A 17,381-nucleotide genomic window follows, 5' to 3' on the forward strand; every position below is an offset into this window, starting at 1 on the left:
CGCATGCACGCCGTGCGCTTCGCGTTCGTCGCGTGCTTCGCGTTCGTCGCGTCCGTCTTGTCGTCGTGTTCAGATCCGGCCGCGCGGCCGTGTCCGGTCGCCCAGGAGGTCCGCACCATGTCCGAGTGGTCCGTAGCAGAGCCCAGGAAGCTCACCTTCGACGAGCCGGTGAGCGAGCTCCACGTGCGCATCGTCAACGGAACGGTGAACGTCGTGGGGACGGACGAAGGTTCCGCCCGCCTGGAGGTCTCCGAGATCGAGGGCCCGCCCCTGGTGGTGACCCAGCAGGACGGCGCCCTGACGGTGGCCTACGAGGACCTGCCCTGGAAGGGCTTCCTCAAGTGGCTGGACCGCAAGGGCTGGCGCCGCAGCGCGGTGGTCTCCCTGGCGGTGCCGGCCGACACCCGTGTCGAGGTGGGCGTGGTGGGCGCCGGAGCGGTGGTCTCCGGGATCCACGGCCCGTCGGTCGTCAAGGGCGTCACCGGTGACACGACCCTCGTCGGCCTGTCCGGCCCGGTCCGCGCCGACACCGTCTCGGGGAACCTGGAGGCGCAGGCCGTCACCGGCGACCTCCGGTTCAACTCCGTCTCAGGCGATCTCACGGTCGTCGAGGGCTCCGGCTCCGCCGTGAAGGCCGACTCGGTGAGCGGATCCATGATCGTCGACCTCGACCCGGGCGGCCCGACCGACGTCCGTCTGACCAGTGTCTCCGGCGAGATCGCCATCCGTCTGCCGGCCCCGGCGGACGCCGACGTCGAGGCCAACACCGCCAGCGGCACGATCTCCAACGCCTTCGAGGGGCTGCGGGTGCACGGTCAGTGGGGTGCCCACAAGATCACCGGCCGGCTGGGCGACGGCACCGGCAAGCTCCGGGCGACAACGGTCTCCGGCTCGATCGCCCTGCTGCGCCGCCCTCCGCGCGAGGAGGAGCCATGGGAGGCGGAGGCCCGGGAAGCGGGGGTCCGGGAAGCGGAGGGCCGGGAGGCCGAGGCCCGGGAGGAGTCCGGGGCGGCCCCGGACGCGGCGACCGACCCGGTGAACGGCACACAGCACAGCTCGGGGGACAATTCCGTCTCCGGCGGGGGCGACGCGGAAACCGGCGCCCCGGCCGACGGCACGACCGACAAGAAGGTGCTCTGACATGCCTCCCGTCTTCGCCCACGGCCGCCTCCGTCTCTATCTGCTGAAGCTGCTGGACGAGGCCCCGCGCCACGGCTACGAGGTGATCCGCCTCCTCGAGGAGCGCTTCCAGGGGCTGTACGCACCGTCGGCCGGCACCGTCTACCCCCGTCTGGCCAAGCTGGAGGCCGAGGGCCTGGTCACCCACACCACCGAGGGCGGCCGCAAGGTGTACGCCATCACGGACGCGGGGCGCGCCGAGCTGGCCGACCGCAGCGGCGAGTTGGCCGACCTGGAGCTGGAGATCAGGGAGTCCGTCGCCGAACTCGCCGCCGAGATCCAGGCCGATGTGCGCGGCGCTGCGGGCGACCTGCGGCGCGAGATGCGGGCGGCGGCCACCGAGGCCCGCAAGGGGAGCGGCGCCAGGGCGGAGACGCCCTTCGGCGACTTCTCCGACTTCACCGACAAGGAGGCGTGGCGCGCCGCCAAGGAGGAGATGCGCCGGGCCAAGCAGGAGTGGAAGGAGCAGGCCCGCCGCGCCAAGGACGAGAGCCGGCGGGCCCGCGAGGAGGCCCAGCGCGCCCGGCGCCAGGCCAAGGAGGCACAGGACCGGGCCCGGGCCCAGGCCCAGGAGGAGGTCCAGCGCATCGCCCGCCGGGTCCAGGAACACGTACAGGACCACTTCGCCCGCGGCGACTGGCCGACGGGCGTACGGGAGGGTCTGACGGAACTGGCCAAGGAGTTCGGCGACTTCGGCAAGGACTACGGCAGGGAGTTCGGGAAGGAGTTCGGCTTCGGTCGGCAGGGTGGCGCGCAGGGCGGCCCCAAGTCGGCGCAGCAGCGGCCCGAGTACTCCGAGACTCCCGAGGACTTCCCCGCCGACTACGAGCCCACCTGGGCCCATGAGCCGCCCAGCGGCGACCCGGCCCGCGACCTGGACCGTCTGCTGGACCGCTTCCGCGACGACATCCGCGACGCGGCACGGGACCACGGCGTGACGCCGGACCAACTCCGCGACGCCCGCCGCCACCTGTCGACGGCGGCGGCACATATCGGAGCGATGCTGCGGGCGCCCAAGCCGTGACGCGAGTTCGGGTGCGAGTGCGATTCAGGGTGCGGGTGCGTGGGGGCTGGTCGCGCAGTTCCCCGCGCCCCTGAAGGGCGTGCAGCAGAGGCTCTCTTAGGGGCGCGGGGAACTGCGCGAGCAACCACCCACAACCCGCACCCACCCACCGGCCGGCCCTCCACCCCGTCACCCAGCCTTCGCCCCTCCCCCTCCGTACAGCACGCGCGTGACCGCCTCGTACGTCACCCCGTGATCGGCGAGCACCTCGGCCGGCACGCCGGGGCGAGTGGTGAGGGCCAGCAGCAGGTGTTCGTCCCCGATGTGCCGGTCGCGACGGGACGTGGCCACCCGCAGCGCCCGTACCAGAACGTCCTTGGCGTCCCGGCCGAACGGCCGGTGCCTCGTCCGCGCCCCCTTGCCCGGCCCCGTCCGGCCCCCGGACATCGCCCCGACCCCGTGCACCTCCTCCACCCGGGCGACGATCGCCCCGACATCGATCCCCAGCCCGGCGAGCGCCTCGGCCTCGGCCTGGGACAGCCCGCCGCGCCGCCGCGCCTCCGCCAGCGCCCGCCGCACGGACTCCACCCACTGCCCGCCCCCGAGCGCGGCGAGCGCGAACGAGGCGCGGCTGCCCTCCCGGTCGAGCAGCGCGAGCAGCAGATGCTCGGCGTCAACGGTCCGCGCCCCGCCCCTCTCGGCCTGCTCCACCGCCCCCGTCACCACCGCACGGGCATCCTTCGTGAACCGCTCGAACATCAACGCCTCCCGTACTTCTTGTGCACGGCCTGCCTGCTGACCCCGAGTTCCGCGGCGATCTCCTGCCAGGACCACCCCTGGTTGCGCGCACTGCGCACCTGGACCGCCTCCAACTGCTCCAGCAGCCGGCGCAGCGCCGCGACGGCGCGCAGCCCGATCCGCGGATCGCGGTCTCCCGCCCGCTCGGCGAGATCTGTTGCTTCGGTCATGATGTCAATGTAGGTTGACACGCCGGCGCGCGTCAACCCCGGTTGACAATCAAAAGGGCGGGCCCGGGACAGCCAAGTCCCGAACCCGCCGCAAGCGCCTCGACGAGAACCGTCAGTTGGTGAGCACGACCTTCCCGAACAGCTCGCCCGACTCCATCCGCTCGAAGCCCTCCCGGGCCCGGTCCATCGGAAGGACCTCGTCGATGACGGGCCGCACACCGGTGGCCGCGCAGAAGGACAGCAGGTCCTCCAGCTCGTCCTTGGTCCCCATCGTCGACCCCACGATCTTCAGCTCCAGGAAGAAGACCCGGGTGAGCTCGGCATGCGAAGGCCGGTCGCCACTGGTGGCACCGGAGATGACCAACGTGCCGCCCGGCTTCAGCGACTTGACGGAGTGCGACCAGGTGGCGGCACCGACCGTCTCGATCACGGCGTCGACCCGCTGCGGCAGCCGCGCCCCGGACTCCACGGCCTCCACGGCGCCCAGCTCCAGGGCCCGCTTGCGCTTGGCCTCGTCGCGGCTGGTGGCGAAGACCCGCAGCCCCGCGGCCTTGCCGAGCACGATGGCGGCGGTGGCCACGCCGCCCCCGGCACCCTGCACCAGCACGGAGTCACCGGGCCGTACGCCCGCGTTGGTGAACAGCATCCGGTACGCCGTCAGCCAGGCGGTCGGCAGACAGGCGGCCTCCGCGAAGGACAGCTCCTTGGGCTTGGGCAGGATGTTCCAGGTCGGCACGGCGACCTGCTCGGCGAACGTGCCCTGATAGCGCTCGGTGAGGATGGAACGGGGTTCCCGGGGGCCGACGCCATGACCGCTCTGGCCGATCACGGAGTGCAGGACGACCTCGTTGCCGTCCTCGTCGACACCGGCGGCGTCGCAGCCGAGGATCATCGGCAGCCGTTCCTCCGGGAGGCCGACGCCCCGGAGCGACCAGAGGTCATGGTGGTTGAGGGAGGCGGCCTTGACGTTGACGGTGCTCCAGCCGGGCCGGGCCTCGGGAGCGGGACGCTCCCCCAACTCGAGGCCGCTCAGCGGCTGGTCGCGGTCGATTCGGGCAGCGTAGACGGCGAACATGGCGTCGACGATAGGTGGCGTTTGCAGCCGACGGAACGGCCCCGGGCTGTGACACACGCCCTCTTGCCAAGGACTGCTCACCCGAATGGGTGGTTCGGCGGGCAAAAGAATCGGCCCCGCCCGGAGGGGCGGGGCCGATCGGAGCCTGTCGGCCGGAGCACCGGTCAGCGCCGGGCGACGCCCTCGGCCCGAGCCGCAGCCGCGACAGCCGCGGTGACGGCCGGGGCGACCCGCTCGTCGAACGGCGACGGGATCACGTAGTCCGCGGCGAGGTCGTCCCCGACGACACCCGCCAGCGCCTCCGCCGCCGCGATCTTCATGCCCTCGGTGATCCGGGAGGCCCGCACCTGGAGCGCGCCGGCGAAGATGCCCGGGAACGCCAGCACGTTGTTGATCTGGTTCGGGAAGTCGGACCGGCCGGTCGCCACGACGGCCGCGTACTTGTGCGCGACGTCGGGGTGGACCTCGGGGTTCGGGTTGGCCATGGCGAAGACGAAGGCGCCCTTCGCCATCGAGGCGACGGCCTCCTCGGCGACCGTGCCGCCGGAGACGCCGATGAAGACGTCCGCGCCCTCCAGGGCCGCCTCCAGCGATCCGGTGAGGCCGGCCTTGTTGGTGAAGGAGGCGACCTCGCGCTTGACCGGGGTGAGGTCCTCACGGTCGGCGGAGACGACGCCCTTGCGGTCCGCGACGGCCACGTCGCCGATGCCGGCCTCGATCAGCATCTTGGCGATGGCGACACCGGCCGCGCCGGCGCCCGAGATGACGGCGCGCAGGTCACCGATGGAGCGCCCGCTCAGCCGCGCGGCGTTGCGCAGCGCGGCCAGCGTCACGACGGCCGTGCCGTGCTGGTCGTCGTGGAAGACCGGGATGTCGACGCGCTCCTGGAGCTTGCGCTCGATCTCGAAGCACCGGGGTGCCGAGATGTCCTCCAGGTTGACACCGCCGAAGGACGGGGCGAGGCGCACCACCGTCTCGACGATCTCGTCGACGTCCGTGCAGTCGAGCGCGATCGGGACCGCGTCCACGCCGCCGAACTGCTTGAACAGAATCGCCTTGCCCTCCATCACGGGGAGGGAGGCTTCCGGACCGATGTCACCGAGTCCGAGCACCGCGGTGCCGTCGGTGACGACGGCCACGACGGACGACTTCCATGTGTAGTCGTGGACGAGCTCGGGCTGCTCGGCGATGGCGGTGCACACCCGCGCGACGCCGGGCGTGTACGCCAGGGACAGGTCGTCCTTGTCGCGGACCGGCACGGTGGCCTGCACGGCCATCTTGCCGCCGCGGTGCAGCGCGAACGCCGGATCGAAGGAATCGAGGGGCTCGACCCCGCCGTCCTGATCGGTATTGCTCCCGCTGCGAGGATTGACAATCTCCGCTGCCACTTTGTCTGACCCCTTAAGTGTTCATGGTTTGAGGGTGGGACCACTCCTGGTGAGAAGTGGGCGGGACCGCGTAAGGCCCTGCTCGTTGATACGTACGACGTACGACGTACGGACCAGTACGCGACGGGCGCGCCGCACACGCGCCCTGAGCCCCGGATGAGGGGTGTAAAGAACCTTCTTACCGGACGGACCGCGCTGACGACGAGTCCAATACGTGCAAGATCACATGACGGGAGGGGAAACACCTGCGCCGACGGACACAAACCAGACACAACCCGACCATGGAACGGGTGGGTTTTATGACCAAATGAGTGGACATATCAGCAGGAGAAACCACGAAGAGCGACCGTCAACCGCAAATCCCGCACACGACCGGTCCACATCCCGAGATGCACCGGAGATCTTCCGGCCGGAAGGCCGCATTCCCGCAGATGGTGCGGTCAGGATGTACCGACCTGCGGCAGTTCGGGCGATAACCCGTTATCCGATTTTGACATGACGGGCGCCCTGAATGCCTCAGTCCGAATGGCAAGATGCCGTAATCACACGAGGTCGCGGCACTCGAAGGCGTGTGCTCTCGTCGACCTAGGAAAACAAGGCCTCTGCCGACGGCTGTCGTCAGGCGCCCGCCCCATCGGCAACTCCACCCCATCCGCCGGAGGAACCCACCATGACCGCAAGCACCACCCGTCGTACCACCGCCGCCCGCTCCCGGCTCGCAGCGGTCGGCTCGATCGCGGTCGCAGGCGCACTGATTCTCACCGGCTGCGGTGACCAGACCGACAGCGGCACGAAGAGCTCCGGCTCCAAGAGCGCGGCCCCGCTCGCCGACAAGCTGCCGCAGGCGATCCGTGACAAGGGCGTCATCAAGGTCGGCTCGGACATCGCCTACGCGCCGGTCGAGTTCAAGGACGACTCCGGCAAGACGGTCGGCATCGACCCCGACCTCGCCGACGCCATGGGCAAGCAGCTCGGTGTGACGTTCCAGTTCGAGAACGGCACCTTCGACAGCCTCATCACCGGTCTGCGCTCCAAGCGGTACGACATCGCCATGTCCGCGATGACCGACACCAAGGACCGCCAGGAGGGCATCGACTCGGACACCGGCAAGAAGGTCGGTGAGGGCGTCGACTTCGTCGACTACTTCACGGCCGGTGTCTCGATCTACACCCAGAAGGGCAAGAACACCGACATCAAGACCTGGTCGGACCTGTGCGGCAAGAAGATCGTCGTGCAGCGCGGCACGGTCTCCGAGGACCTGGCCAAGGCCGAGGCCAAGAAGTGCACCGGCGGCAAGACGATCACCATCGAGGCCTTCGACAACGACCAGCAGGCCCAGACCCGCCTGCGCGCCGGTGGCGCGGCCGCCGGCTCCTCCGACTTCCCCGTCGCCGCGTACGCCGTGAAGACCTCCGGCGGCGGCAATGACTTCCAGCTCGTCGGCGAGCAGGTCGAGGCCGCGCCGTACGGCATCGCGGTCGCCAAGACCAACACCCAGCTGCGGGACGCCCTGAAGGCCGCGCTCGACGCCGTCATCGCCAACGGCGAGTACGACAAGGTCATCAAGAAGTGGGGCGTCGAGGACGGAGCGGTGAAGGAAGCCACCATCAACGGCGGCAAGTGACCGCACCTGAGCAGCGGGCACTGAAAGGCAACACCTGTGACTGACATCGACAAGAAGGACGGGCCGGCGGACACCCCGCCGGCCGGTCCGGAGGCCATCAAGGCCATCCCGGTCCGCCACTACGGGCGGTACGTCTCCGCCGTCGTGGCGCTCGGCCTCCTGGCCGCCATCGTCTACGCGTTCTCCCAGGGCAAGATCAACTGGGGTGCGATCCCGGACTACTTCTTCGACGACCGCATCCTGGACGGCGTCGGCAAGACGCTCCTGCTGACGATCCTGTCCATGGCGATCGGCATCGTCGGCGGCGTCCTGCTCGCCGTGATGCGCCTGTCCAAGAACCCCGTGACCTCGTCCATCGCGTGGTTCTACATCTGGTTCTTCCGCGGCACCCCGGTCCTGGTCCAGCTCATCGTCTGGTTCAACCTGGGCCTGGTCTTCGAGTACATCAACCTCGGCCCGTTCTACAAGAACGAGTGGTCGGACTTCATGACGCCGTTCCTGACGGCGCTGCTGGGCCTCGGCCTCAACGAGGCGGCCTACATGGCGGAGATCTGCCGCGCCGGTCTCCTCGCGGTCGACGAGGGCCAGACCGAGGCGTCCCACGCCCTGGGCATGAGTCACGTCAAGACGCTGCGCCGGATCGTCATCCCGCAGGCGATGCGCGTGATCGTGCCGCCCACGGGCAACGAGGTCATCAACATGCTGAAGACGACCTCGCTGGTCTCGGTCGTCCAGTACCCCGAGCTGCTGCGCGCGGCCCAGGACATCGGCCAGACCTCCGGCGCCCCCGCCGAGATGCTGTTCCTGGCCGCCGCCTGGTACCTGCTGCTGACCTCGATCTTCAGCATCGGCCAGTACTACCTGGAGCGCTACTACGCACGCGGCTCCAGCCGCTCGCTGCCGGCCACGCCGTTCCAGAAGATCAAGGCGAACCTGCTGTCCCTGTCCAACCGCTCGGCGTCGACGGGAGGCACCGCATGACCGCCATGGTGAAGGCCGAAGGCGTCCACAAGTCCTTCGGGCTGGTCGAAGTCCTCAAGGGCATCGACCTGGAAGTGAAGCAGGGCGAGGTGTTCTGCCTCATCGGCCCCTCCGGCTCCGGCAAGTCGACGTTCCTGCGCTGCATCAACCACCTGGAGAAGATCAACGCCGGCCGGCTGTACGTCGACGGCGAGCTGGTCGGCTACCGGCAGCAGGGCGACAAGCTGTACGAACTGCGCGACCGCGAGGTGGCCCGCAAGCGCCGGGACATCGGCATGGTGTTCCAGCGGTTCAACCTGTTCCCGCACATGACCGCGCTGGAGAACGTCATCGAGGCGCCGATCCAGGTCAAGGGCGTGAGCAAGGGCCAGGCCAAGGACCGCGCCAGGGAGCTGCTCGACCGCGTCGGCCTCGCCGACAAGGCCGGGAACTACCCCTCGCAGCTCTCCGGCGGCCAGCAGCAGCGCGTGGCCATCGCCCGGGCGCTGGCGATGGACCCGAAGCTGATGCTCTTCGACGAGCCGACCTCGGCCCTCGACCCGGAGCTGGTCGGCGACGTCCTCGACGTCATGCGCGACCTCGCCGAGTCCGGCATGACGATGGTCGTCGTCACCCATGAGATGGGCTTCGCCCGCGAGGTCGGCGACAGCCTGGTCTTCATGGACGGCGGCGTGGTCGTCGAGTCCGGCGACCCGCGCGAGGTCCTGACCAACCCGCAGCACGAGCGGACGCAGGCGTTCCTGTCCAAGGTGCTCTAGCGGTACGACGGTCAAGGGGCGGTACGACATCGTCGTACCGCCCCTTCGTCATGTGCTCGCCCTACGGCAACAGCTGTGGCGCCATGACCACCGCACGCAGCTGGTCCGCCGTCAGCGGCGGGGCGTCGAGACGTGGCCCCAGAGCCTCCCTGCCCTCGAAACCGCTGCTGGCCTTGATCATGACGACATAGCCCTTCGTGAACAGCCGCACGGACCGGAAGGGGCCCCATGTGTTGCCGTCCATACGGCTCTCCCGCGCCAGCTCGGTGGACTCGCGCTGATCGCCGTTCGGCAGCGTCTCGGGGACGCAGGTCGTCGCCGCCCCGGGGATGTACGACGAGCACCGCTCCCCCAGCGGCACCGGCCAGTCCTCTCGCCGGCCCGGGAGGACCTGGAAGTTGAGGTACCCGACGCCGCCGTCCTGGTAGACGGCGTACCGTCCGTCGTAGGGCCCTTCGCCCACGACGTGCGCGACCTGGCGGATCTCGCCGATCCCGGGCGGCAGCAGCTCTGCCAGCCGGTCCTCCTTGGACGTGGGCCGAGTGCCCGTGATCTCCGACGGCTCCGAGTCGCTCCCCGGCAGCGCCCCGGTCCCGAACAAACTCACCACGACGACGGCCGCCGCGGCCCCGCCGATCACCCGCCGTCGGCTCCTGCGCACCCGCGCGGCCCGCGCGAACACCGCGTCCGCACCGGGCCCCGACGGCATCGGAACCCCCTGGAGGGCCCGCCCCAGCAGCTCCGTCGCCTCCGGCACCTCGTCGACCTTGCCGTGACTCATACGTGCTCCTCCCGCACCACGGCCCGCAGAGCCGCGAGCCCCCTCGCCGTGTGGCTCTTGACCGTGCTCTCGCGCATGCCGAGCAGCTCGGCGGTGTCGGAGACGCTGAGGTCCTCCCAGTAGCGCAGCACGAGCACCGCCCGCTGCTTGGGCGCGAGCTGCGCGAGGGCGGCCCGCACCATGACGCCGGTGTCGCTGTCCACCGACCGCCCCGGCACGTCCGGAAGCTCGCCGTACGCCTGCTCGCGGCGCCAGAAGCGGCGGCGGGCGGCGATGAAGGTGTTCACCAGCGTCTTACGGGCGTAGGCGTCGAGGTTGTCCAGGCGCGCGTGCCGGCGTGCGCCGAGGACGACCTTGACCAGCGTGGTCTGGACGAGGTCCTCCGCCTCGTCCGGGTTGCCGCACAGCAGATATGCGCTGCGGAACAAGGCCGTACGTCTGCCCTCGACGAAGGCATGCAGTGACGCTTCCGCGCCCCCCGTCATCCCGCCCCCTCTCCCGCCCCTCCGGTAGGGACCGTCTCACTCCTTCCAGTGCGGTGGGACGCCTTCCGGGACGCAGCGGAGGCAGTACGCATCACTTCAACGCGAGCACCAGCGCGTCCGAGGGCGAGCACCACACCGGCCGCGCCTCCCCGAAGCCCTTCTCGCGCAGCACGCGTGCGTGCCACCCGGCGGACGGCGCGTCGCCCTCGGCGTGCTCGCCGTAGATCTCGAAGCGGCGTGCCGTGGGCTCGGCCAGCAGCGGGTCCCGGGCGGCCAGTTGCCACCACTCGGCCCAGTCGAGGACGCCCTTCGCCTTGGCCTGATCCATGCGGGCGTGGCGCTGGGCGCGCTCGGCGGCGTTGATCCGAGGCGTCGAGTCGTCGATCATGTGGTCCGCGTTCATGAAGACACCGCCGTCGCGGACCAGCTCCGCGACCTGACCGTAGAGGGCCGCGAGGGGTTCACGGTGCAGCCAGTGCAGGGCCGTGGCGGTCAGGACGGCGTCGTAGGAGTCGTACGGCAGCCTCGCCGCCCACTGTGGGTCCTTGAGGTCGGCGGTGACGAACGAGACCCGCTCGTCGCCCGCGAAGGTGCCCTCGGCGATGGCGAGCAGCGCGGGGTCGAGGTCGACGCCGGTGCTGGTGGCCTCGGGGAGCCGGGCGAGCAGCCGGGCCGTGATGCTTCCCGTGCCGCAGGCGAGATCGAGCACGCGCGGGGCGGGTCCGACGAGGGCCTCGACCATGTCGAGCATGATCCGGAAGCGTTCCTCCCGGTCGGGCATGTACCACTCCTGCTGGCGGTCCCAGCTCTCCTGCCAGGCGGACCAGTCGGCGGTCCTGGTGGTGGTGTCCGTGTCCGTCATAGAGCCCCTCCGTCGCACATGACGTAATACCCTGGAAGCACGATCAGCTCTTACCCGACCGCACCCTGACGATAGAACGCCTCCGTAAGGACTACAAGTGGAACTGGCCTATTACTCGGACTATGCCGTACGACTCGTCAACAGCGAGGACCCGGCCCGGGGCAAGGACTCGCTGACCTCGGTCGAGGCCGTCCGCGATCTGTTCGGCGTCAGTCAGGAGGCGGCCCGCCGGGCCACCGACGCCGACGTCACCCGCTTCCGCTCGGTCCGCGCCCGCCTCAGGGCGGTCTTCGAGGCGGCGGACCAGGGCGACGAGGCACTGGCCGTGAACCTGCTGAACTCGCTGCTGCTGGAGTTCCCGGTGAGCCCGCAGATCTCCGGCCACGACTTCCGGGACGACGACGGCCGCCCGCTGTGGCACATGCACCTGGCGGACCACCCGTCGAACGCGACCGCGGGCTACGCGGCCATCGCCACCATGGGCCTGGCGTTCCACCTGACGGAGTACGGCGTGGACCGCCTGGGCCTGTGCGAGGCGGCACCGTGCCGCAACGCCTACCTCGACACGTCCACCAACCGCTCCCGGCGGTACTGCTCGGACCGCTGTGCGACCCGCGCCAACGTGGCCGCCTACCGCGCCCGCAAACGCCTGGAGGCCGACCGGTCGGCGAACAGCGGCCGTACGGCCGACAGCGCCCAGCGGGCCAGCGCGAACGGCGAGCGCTGATCCGGCTTGCGCGGCCGGTAGCGCAGCAGGACCTTGCCGAGGATCAGCTCGTCGGGCACGACCCCGTAGTCCGTACTGTCACCTCCGGCGTACGCGTTGTCCCCGAGCACCCACCAGCCGCCCTCACGGCGCTCGGCGGCACGCTTGACGACGAGCAGGTCCTGCTGGAACGGGTGCCGCAGCACGATGACGTCCCCCGGCCGGATCCGCCCCCTGTGCCACACCACCAGCAGGTCGCCGTGATACAGCGTGGGCACCATCGACGGCCCGGTCACCTCGGCCCACCCGAAGGGCCGGTCCGCCCGCCCGCGCTCGGTCTCCTGCGACAACTCCGGCATCCCCGGCACCTCCCCGGTAGGGTCCTCCACCAGTCTCAGTCTCACCCCGGACTTTTGTCCTAAGCCCATGGGGGCACTCGCGAAAACCCGTCTTGCAGGGAGTAATGTCCCACCTGAGAAGACGATCACGAGGAAGGAATGCTCCATGCTTTCCCGCCTGTTTGCCCCCAAGGTCAAGGTCAGCGCGCACTGCGACCTGCCCTGCGGCGTGTACGACCCGGCCCAGGCCCGCATCGAGGCGGAGTCGGTGAAGGCCGTGCAGGAGAAGATGGCCGCCAACGACGACCCGCACTTCCAGGCGCGTGCCACCGTCATCAAGGAGCAGCGCGCCGAGCTCGCCAAGCACCACGTCTCGGTGCTCTGGAGCGACTACTTCAAGCCCCCGCACTTCGAGAAGTACCCCGAGCTGCACCAGCTCGTCAACGACGCCCTGAAGGCCCTCTCGGCCGCCAAGGGGTCCACCGACCCGGCGACCGGCCAGAAGGCCCTGGACTACATCGCCCAGATCGACAAGATCTTCTGGGAGACCAAGAAGGCCTGAGCCAAGGCTCTTCGGCTTTTCGCAGGGGCTCGACCGGACTTCCGGTCGGGCCCCTTCGTCGTGCGGATCGTCGGTCGTGCCTCCACGGTCTCGCAGGGGGTGCTTCCGGGCGGTCTCAGGCAACCCGGCTCACCAGCACTCCGACGATGACGGCCAGGGACAGCCCGAGCACGATGTCCGTGTAGGCGCGGCCGCGGACGCCGTGGCCGTCGATGACCAGTTCGCTCGGGTCGTCCGGCACGTGGAAGACGGTCACCTGGGCGTTCGAACGGGCGCGGACGGGGCGCTTCCTGCTGCCCACGGCCTGCTGCACGGTCCGGCCGTCCGGTGTGGTGAAGCTCAGCACGGGGTTGATCACCCACTGGCCCCTGCTGCGGGACTGCGAGGCCGGGGCGCCGGGGACGGGCCCGACGACCCGGGCCTCGGTGCGGACACCCCGTCGGCGCACCTCGTTGTCGTACATCAGGTGGTACAGGCCGTTTCCGGCCCAGACGAGGCCGGTCACGATGGGGACCAGGAAGGCGAGCATGTCCATGTGGGGGGTCCTTTCGGGAGTTGCGTCGCGACGGTTGCGGCTCAGGGGCCGGTGTGCACATAGGCGGCCCACAGCAGGGGGTCCCCGTCGCGCTGCCGGATGCGGCGGACGGCCGTGTGCAGGGCGGACGCCGCGCGGGTGGGGTCCAGGCGGCCGGGGAATTCGGGGTGGCGCAGTTCGGCGTAGAAGTGGGCGGTCAACTCCCTGGCCGTGGCGTCCTCGGCCACCCACTGGGCGGCCACGACATGGGCGTAGCCCGCCAGTTGCAGGGCGCCCGCGAGATGCAGGGCCTCGTCGGGCAGCCGCGCCGTGCCGCGGGCGGTCTCGCAGGCCGACAGGAACGCCAACTCGGCGGAGTCGAGCCGCAGACGGGCGATGTCCTCGACGGTGAGCAGCGCGGAACCGCCTTCGCCGTGGCAGCGCAGCCCGCTGGCGGCCGGGCGGACCGGGTCGTGGCGGGCGTGGCCCGCGAAGTGCAGACAGGAGTGGTTCGGCAGGGCTCTGCGCACGGCACGCCGGTCGACGGTGGGCCCCGCCAGCAGCTTGCGCTCCGCCACCTGCGTGACCAGCCGCAGCGCCTCCTTGCGCGCGAACGGCAGTGGCAGCAGACCCGGTACGTCGGCCTGGTCGACGACGAGGACGCCGCCGGCGCCGCGGTCACCGCCGCTGTGCCGGCGCCGCGCCCGGGCCAGGGACCTCAGCGTGGTGGCGTACGAGCAGACGTACCGTTCCGGAACGTCGCCCGCGGCGTGCAGCGGCAGGAGCGCGAGCAGACCGGTGGGGCACCACCAGAGCCGTCCGCTGCTCCGGCCGGCGGACTCCAGCACGGTCAGGACGGGCGCGACGACCCGCTCCCGCAGCCACTCCAGGGTGTCGCCCAGGACCCGGCCGGCCTCCTTGGGTGAGCGGCTCGCCGACGAGAGCGCGGCCAGCAGCACCTCCGTCCGCTCCCGCACTCCGCCGGTTCCCTCCAGGGCCAGGCCCGGCAGCGGTACGGTCCGCACCGCGTCCCCCGTGACCACGATCGCGTCACAGCGCAGGAAGCTGGTGTTGACGACCACCACGGCACCGTCACCCGCCGCCGCCCGCAGCTCGTCCGGGGAGGGCGGCCCCAGCAGGTCGTCAAGACCGAGCAGGCGATAGGCGTCATGGGTCAACCCGTCCAGCTCGGCGGCCAGTTCACGGCGTGTGCGGGCGTCGGCCCAGCGCTCGTGGGCGGGTGCCGCCGGGTCGGTGAAGGAGGCGTCCGCCGAGTGCAGCACCGCGCGGATCTCGGCGATGCGCTCGGCGAGCCGGGGCTCCTGTTCCGCCAGGGCCGCCGTGTCGAAGCGGGAGTCCACCGCCTGCGCGAGCAGCACGCCGCGGCCCTGTTCGAGCAGTTGCAGCGCGGTCTGGGGCCGGCCCGCGGACAGGGCGGCCGCCGCCGCGTCGCAGGCGATGCTGTCCGAGACGGCGAGCCCGCTGATCCTGTCGTCCAGCTCCAGTCCGTGCCACGCCATCAGCGGCAGCTGGCCGACCGCCACGCGGTAGGCGTCGACGGCCTGCGCCCAGTCCGCCAGCAGGGCCGCCCGCAGCCCCCAGTGCGCGGCGACGGAGAACCGCACCTTGGTCGGCACGCCCTCGACACCTGCCGCCTCCCTGAATGCGGAGCACGCCTTCTCCAGGTCATGGTGGCTCTCCTCGTGCGCGGCGGCGAGCGAGTGAGCCTGGGCCAGGACGGCGAGGAAGGACACCCGGCGCGGGTCGTCATGGGGTGTCGCCCGCAGCGCCGACTCCGCCGCGTCGATCGCCCCGGTCAGGTCGTCGGCGGAACCCGTCAGCAGGAACCGGGTGACGAAGGCCGTGGCGAGCCCGAGCAGGGATCTGCCCCGGGCCGGGTGGTCGTCCGGGGTGGCGGCCACGGCCTCCTGGCAGCAGCGGACGGCCTCGTCCGCGTCGCCCCGCCGCTCCAGCAGGTCGCAGCGGTCGACGAGGACCACCGCCAGGTTCGTCAGCGCCCCGACCCGCCGCGCATGCCCGCGCGGCCAGGCCTGAACCGCCAGCCGACCGGCGTCGACCGCCTCGTCCAACTCGGCGGCGGCCTGCGTGCGTACGTAACGTTCGGCCAGCGCGAGACAGAGGTTGCCGGCCGCTTCCCCCGCACCCTCGCTGCCGGGTACCACCGCCTCGACCGCCCGCTGCAGCACCTCGACGGCCTCGTCCAGGTCGACGAACGCGCCGGACCGCTCGTACAGCCTGCGCAGCGTCAGGCCGAGGTTCGTCAGCAGGACGGCCCGGTCGTGCGCCGGTGTCGCCGGCGGCAGTTCGGCCACTGCCTCCCGGCCCGCCCGTGCCGCGGCCTGAAGGTCCATGACCGTGTTCAGCCGCGTATAGCGGCAGGTCAGGGCCACACCCAGATGCGACAGCCACAGCGCACGCTCGGGATCACCGGCGGGTACGGCGTCCACGGCCCGTCGCGTCAGCTCCACCGCCCGGTGCAGATCGGGCACGCGGTCCAGGCGCTCGGCCCGCACCCGCAGCGCCATGCCGAGCGCGGAGAACACCTGCGCCGACTCCGGGCCGCCGAGCGTGGACACGAGCGCCACGGCCTCCTCCAGGCGCCGCACCGCCTCGTCCAGCAGGGCGACGTCGCCGGTGCGTTCGTGCAGCAGGCCGAGAGCGCGGCCGAGGTTGAACACGACCGGCAGGGCCTGTGCCCCTTCGAGGACGCGCGGGTCCGCCGCCTCCCGCAGGGCGGACACGGCCTTCTCCAGCGCCCCGGAGGCATCGCCGCGACTGCCGTGCCGGTGACGGATCGCCCGGGTGAGGTGGGTGAGCCCCAACTCGGAAAGCCGCAGGGCACGTTCCGCGCTGCTGACGCTCGCACGACGGCAGGCGGCCTCCAGAGCGGCGACGGCCTCGTCCCCGCCGTCGTCCACACCGTGGTCCCCGGCGGCGCCTTCCGGCGTGTTGCGGTACCGCACCGCCTTCGCCTCCGCCAGCAGCGCCTCGGCCCGCTCGCGTTGCGGACCCGTGGCCGCCGACACGGCCCGCTGGGCGAAGTCGACCGCGGCGGCGCCGTCCGCGGGATTCCCCGACTGCCGGAACCGGGCGAGGCAGGCGCTGCCAAGCTCGTGCAGATACGGCCCGACGACACCGTCGTCGCACGACCGCAGCGCCGCCTGGCAGAGCTCGACGGCCTCGTCGATGTCCCGCGGGTCGTGCGTACGGTCGTGGCGGAGCCGTAGCGTGACCACGAGCAGCCACATCCGCCGCGCCCGCAACCGGGCGGGCACGGCCGCCAGTTCGCGGCGCTCCCTGTCGACCAGGGCGTCGAAGTCCGCGTTCCCCTCGGCGTGTTGTGCCACGGTCGCGATGACGGCTCCGAGGTTGCCCAGATACAGGGCGTACTCCGGATCCTCGGCGGAGCACAGGCCGGCCGCCCGTCGGGCGTGCTCCAGCGCCTCCCGCACGTCACCGGCCCGCTCGACCGGGTCCGTGCCGCGCAGGGCGCTCTGGTGCTGTGCCATGCCGAGGTGGGTCAGGTACATCGGCAGCTGCGGGTCACGCGGATCCGCGGCGCTCACGGCGGCGCGGAACGCCTCGGCCGCCTCGCGCACATCGGAGTCGGCGCTGCTCCCGCCGCGCGCGGCACGGGCGATGAGCGCCACGCCCAGGTGCGACCGGAACAGGGAGACGGGGCCCGGCGCCGACCGAGCCGCTTCGCCGGCGCACGCGACGGCCTCGTCCAGGACGGCGTCCGGGCTCGACGGACGGGCCTGGACCAGGGCGTTCAGGGCGCCCGCGAGATTGCCGTGGTACATCCAGCGGTTCGGGTCGGCGGTCTGCGCACCGGCCACCGCGCGCCGCCCCGCGTCCACCGCCGTGTCCAGATCGGCCTCGTCCCGGCCCAGCACGAAGCGGTCCCGCAACGCGGCGCACAGGTTGGACAGCGCCATGGGTCGGTGCGGATGCCCTTCGGGCAGCAGGTCACGGCAGCGCCGCAGCAGTGCGACGGCATCCTCCAGCGCCCGTGGATCGCGTACGGCGCCCCAGCGCGCGTACAGCTCCAGGGCGCGGGCACCCATGCGGACGACGTCGTCCCCTGTGTTGCGCAACCTTCTCGGCCTCTCTCCTCCGGGTGCCTGCGCCGGGCG

17 protein-coding genes are annotated in these 17,381 nt (G+C 71.4%); 7 read left to right on the top strand and 10 right to left on the bottom strand.

The features are described 5' to 3' along the window. Nucleotides 1-117: 117 nt before the first annotated feature. Both ACFPQ9_RS00795 and ACFPQ9_RS00800 read left to right on the top strand, forming a co-directional pair. Complete coding sequence (locus tag ACFPQ9_RS00795; RefSeq protein WP_380844789.1) at nucleotides 118-1,140, top strand: DUF4097 family beta strand repeat-containing protein; 1,023 nt, start codon at nucleotides 118-120, stop codon at nucleotides 1,138-1,140. 1 nt (nucleotide 1,141) lies between these two features. Beyond that, nucleotides 1,142-2,203 carry a PadR family transcriptional regulator gene (locus ACFPQ9_RS00800; protein WP_380844792.1) on the top strand — a complete coding sequence of 354 codons (1,062 nt, stop codon included), beginning with the start codon at nucleotides 1,142-1,144 and terminating at the stop codon, nucleotides 2,201-2,203. Between the two features lie 168 nt (nucleotides 2,204-2,371). Here the strand turns inward: ACFPQ9_RS00800 and ACFPQ9_RS00805 are convergent, their stop codons facing one another. From ACFPQ9_RS00805 to ACFPQ9_RS00820, 4 genes are all read right to left on the bottom strand, one after another. Then, nucleotides 2,372-2,941, bottom strand: coding sequence for a Clp protease N-terminal domain-containing protein (locus ACFPQ9_RS00805; protein ID WP_380844795.1), 570 nt, complete (start codon nucleotides 2,939-2,941; stop codon nucleotides 2,372-2,374). Beyond that, nucleotides 2,941-3,150, bottom strand: coding sequence for a helix-turn-helix domain-containing protein (locus tag ACFPQ9_RS00810; protein WP_030952466.1), 210 nt, complete (start codon nucleotides 3,148-3,150; stop codon nucleotides 2,941-2,943). The genes ACFPQ9_RS00805 and ACFPQ9_RS00810 overlap by 1 nt, the downstream gene beginning before the upstream one ends. 112 nt (nucleotides 3,151-3,262) lie before the next feature. After that, a complete protein-coding gene (locus ACFPQ9_RS00815) occupies nucleotides 3,263-4,225 on the bottom strand; it encodes a zinc-binding dehydrogenase (protein WP_380844798.1) in 963 nt (320 codons plus the stop codon). Nucleotides 4,226-4,389: 164 nt separating this feature from the next. Continuing rightward, nucleotides 4,390-5,613: an NAD(P)-dependent malic enzyme gene (locus ACFPQ9_RS00820; RefSeq protein WP_380844801.1), complete on the bottom strand. Its 1,224-nt coding sequence runs from the start codon at nucleotides 5,611-5,613 to the stop codon at nucleotides 4,390-4,392. Nucleotides 5,614-6,283: 670 nt separating this feature from the next. Between ACFPQ9_RS00820 and ACFPQ9_RS00825 the strand changes: the two genes are divergently transcribed. From ACFPQ9_RS00825 to ACFPQ9_RS00835, 3 genes are read left to right on the top strand one after another with little or no spacing between them, the layout of a single operon-like run. Then, nucleotides 6,284-7,237: an ABC transporter substrate-binding protein gene (locus ACFPQ9_RS00825; RefSeq protein ID WP_380844804.1), complete on the top strand. Its 954-nt coding sequence runs from the start codon at nucleotides 6,284-6,286 to the stop codon at nucleotides 7,235-7,237. Nucleotides 7,238-7,273: 36 nt separating this feature from the next. Beyond that, nucleotides 7,274-8,218 carry an amino acid ABC transporter permease gene (locus ACFPQ9_RS00830; RefSeq protein ID WP_380844807.1) on the top strand — a complete coding sequence of 315 codons (945 nt, stop codon included), beginning with the start codon at nucleotides 7,274-7,276 and terminating at the stop codon, nucleotides 8,216-8,218. Continuing rightward, complete coding sequence (locus ACFPQ9_RS00835; RefSeq protein ID WP_380844810.1) at nucleotides 8,215-8,976, top strand: amino acid ABC transporter ATP-binding protein; 762 nt, start codon at nucleotides 8,215-8,217, stop codon at nucleotides 8,974-8,976. Before ACFPQ9_RS00830 ends, ACFPQ9_RS00835 begins: the two co-directional genes overlap by 4 nt. A gap of 61 nt (nucleotides 8,977-9,037) precedes the next feature. Here ACFPQ9_RS00835 and ACFPQ9_RS00840 read toward each other — a convergent pair whose 3' ends face one another. The 3 genes from ACFPQ9_RS00840 to ACFPQ9_RS00850 form a co-directional block, all read right to left on the bottom strand. After that, a complete protein-coding gene (locus tag ACFPQ9_RS00840) occupies nucleotides 9,038-9,757 on the bottom strand; it encodes a hypothetical protein (protein WP_380844813.1) in 720 nt (239 codons plus the stop codon). Next, entirely contained in the window at nucleotides 9,754-10,242 is a 489-nt protein-coding gene (locus tag ACFPQ9_RS00845) for a SigE family RNA polymerase sigma factor (protein WP_380844816.1), read from the bottom strand. Before ACFPQ9_RS00845 ends, ACFPQ9_RS00840 begins: the two co-directional genes overlap by 4 nt. A 91-nt stretch (nucleotides 10,243-10,333) precedes the next feature. Then, nucleotides 10,334-11,104 carry a class I SAM-dependent methyltransferase gene (locus ACFPQ9_RS00850; RefSeq protein ID WP_380844819.1) on the bottom strand — a complete coding sequence of 257 codons (771 nt, stop codon included), beginning with the start codon at nucleotides 11,102-11,104 and terminating at the stop codon, nucleotides 10,334-10,336. Between the two features lie 97 nt (nucleotides 11,105-11,201). Here ACFPQ9_RS00850 and ACFPQ9_RS00855 point away from each other — a divergent pair, with 97 nt between their 5' ends. Further along, the gene (locus ACFPQ9_RS00855; RefSeq protein WP_380844822.1) at nucleotides 11,202-11,831 is read left to right on the top strand and encodes a CGNR zinc finger domain-containing protein; all 630 of its coding nucleotides are present in this window, start codon (nucleotides 11,202-11,204) and stop codon (nucleotides 11,829-11,831) included. Here ACFPQ9_RS00855 and sodX read toward each other — a convergent pair. Then, a complete protein-coding gene (gene sodX / locus ACFPQ9_RS00860) occupies nucleotides 11,735-12,169 on the bottom strand; it encodes a nickel-type superoxide dismutase maturation protease (RefSeq protein ID WP_380845186.1) in 435 nt (144 codons plus the stop codon). The two genes, ACFPQ9_RS00855 and sodX, sit on opposite strands and share 97 nt — an antisense overlap. A 145-nt stretch (nucleotides 12,170-12,314) precedes the next feature. On the opposite strand from sodX, the gene sodN reads away from it, so the two are divergent. Then, nucleotides 12,315-12,710, top strand: coding sequence for a superoxide dismutase, Ni (sodN, locus tag ACFPQ9_RS00865; RefSeq protein WP_007491258.1), 396 nt, complete (start codon nucleotides 12,315-12,317; stop codon nucleotides 12,708-12,710). Between the two features lie 115 nt (nucleotides 12,711-12,825). Here sodN and ACFPQ9_RS00870 read toward each other — a convergent pair whose 3' ends face one another. Both ACFPQ9_RS00870 and ACFPQ9_RS00875 read right to left on the bottom strand, forming a co-directional pair. After that, the gene (locus tag ACFPQ9_RS00870; RefSeq protein ID WP_380844826.1) at nucleotides 12,826-13,245 is read right to left on the bottom strand and encodes a DUF3592 domain-containing protein; all 420 of its coding nucleotides are present in this window, start codon (nucleotides 13,243-13,245) and stop codon (nucleotides 12,826-12,828) included. A gap of 41 nt (nucleotides 13,246-13,286) precedes the next feature. Beyond that, complete coding sequence (locus ACFPQ9_RS00875) at nucleotides 13,287-17,342, bottom strand: CHAT domain-containing protein (protein ID WP_380844829.1); 4,056 nt, start codon at nucleotides 17,340-17,342, stop codon at nucleotides 13,287-13,289. Between the last annotated feature and the right edge of the window lie 39 nt (nucleotides 17,343-17,381).

It is taken from the genome of Streptomyces coerulescens (assembly GCF_042657965.1).
In the GTDB taxonomy this organism is placed as follows: domain Bacteria; phylum Actinomycetota; class Actinomycetes; order Streptomycetales; family Streptomycetaceae; genus Streptomyces; species Streptomyces coerulescens.

Excerpts from the sequence above, each read along its gene's own strand:
- ACFPQ9_RS00840 (WP_380844813.1), bottom strand. The coding sequence starts at position 9,757 with ATGAGTCACGGCAAGGTCGACGAGGTGCCGGAGGCGACGGAGCTGCTG.
- ACFPQ9_RS00825 (WP_380844804.1), top strand. The coding sequence starts at position 6,284 with ATGACCGCAAGCACCACCCGTCGTACCACCGCCGCCCGCTCCCGGCTC.
- ACFPQ9_RS00835 (WP_380844810.1), top strand. The coding sequence starts at position 8,215 with ATGACCGCCATGGTGAAGGCCGAAGGCGTCCACAAGTCCTTCGGGCTG.
- ACFPQ9_RS00805 (WP_380844795.1), bottom strand. The coding sequence starts at position 2,941 with ATGTTCGAGCGGTTCACGAAGGATGCCCGTGCGGTGGTGACGGGGGCG.
- ACFPQ9_RS00850 (WP_380844819.1), bottom strand. The coding sequence starts at position 11,104 with ATGACGGACACGGACACCACCACCAGGACCGCCGACTGGTCCGCCTGG.
- ACFPQ9_RS00810 (WP_030952466.1), bottom strand. The coding sequence starts at position 3,150 with ATGACCGAAGCAACAGATCTCGCCGAGCGGGCGGGAGACCGCGATCCG.
- ACFPQ9_RS00815 (WP_380844798.1), bottom strand. The coding sequence starts at position 4,225 with ATGTTCGCCGTCTACGCTGCCCGAATCGACCGCGACCAGCCGCTGAGC.
- ACFPQ9_RS00870 (WP_380844826.1), bottom strand. The coding sequence starts at position 13,245 with ATGGACATGCTCGCCTTCCTGGTCCCCATCGTGACCGGCCTCGTCTGG.
- ACFPQ9_RS00845 (WP_380844816.1), bottom strand. The coding sequence starts at position 10,242 with ATGACGGGGGGCGCGGAAGCGTCACTGCATGCCTTCGTCGAGGGCAGA.
- sodN (WP_007491258.1), top strand. The coding sequence starts at position 12,315 with ATGCTTTCCCGCCTGTTTGCCCCCAAGGTCAAGGTCAGCGCGCACTGC.
- ACFPQ9_RS00800 (WP_380844792.1), top strand. The coding sequence starts at position 1,142 with ATGCCTCCCGTCTTCGCCCACGGCCGCCTCCGTCTCTATCTGCTGAAG.
- ACFPQ9_RS00795 (WP_380844789.1), top strand. The coding sequence starts at position 118 with ATGTCCGAGTGGTCCGTAGCAGAGCCCAGGAAGCTCACCTTCGACGAG.
- sodX (WP_380845186.1), bottom strand. The coding sequence starts at position 12,169 with ATGCCGGAGTTGTCGCAGGAGACCGAGCGCGGGCGGGCGGACCGGCCC.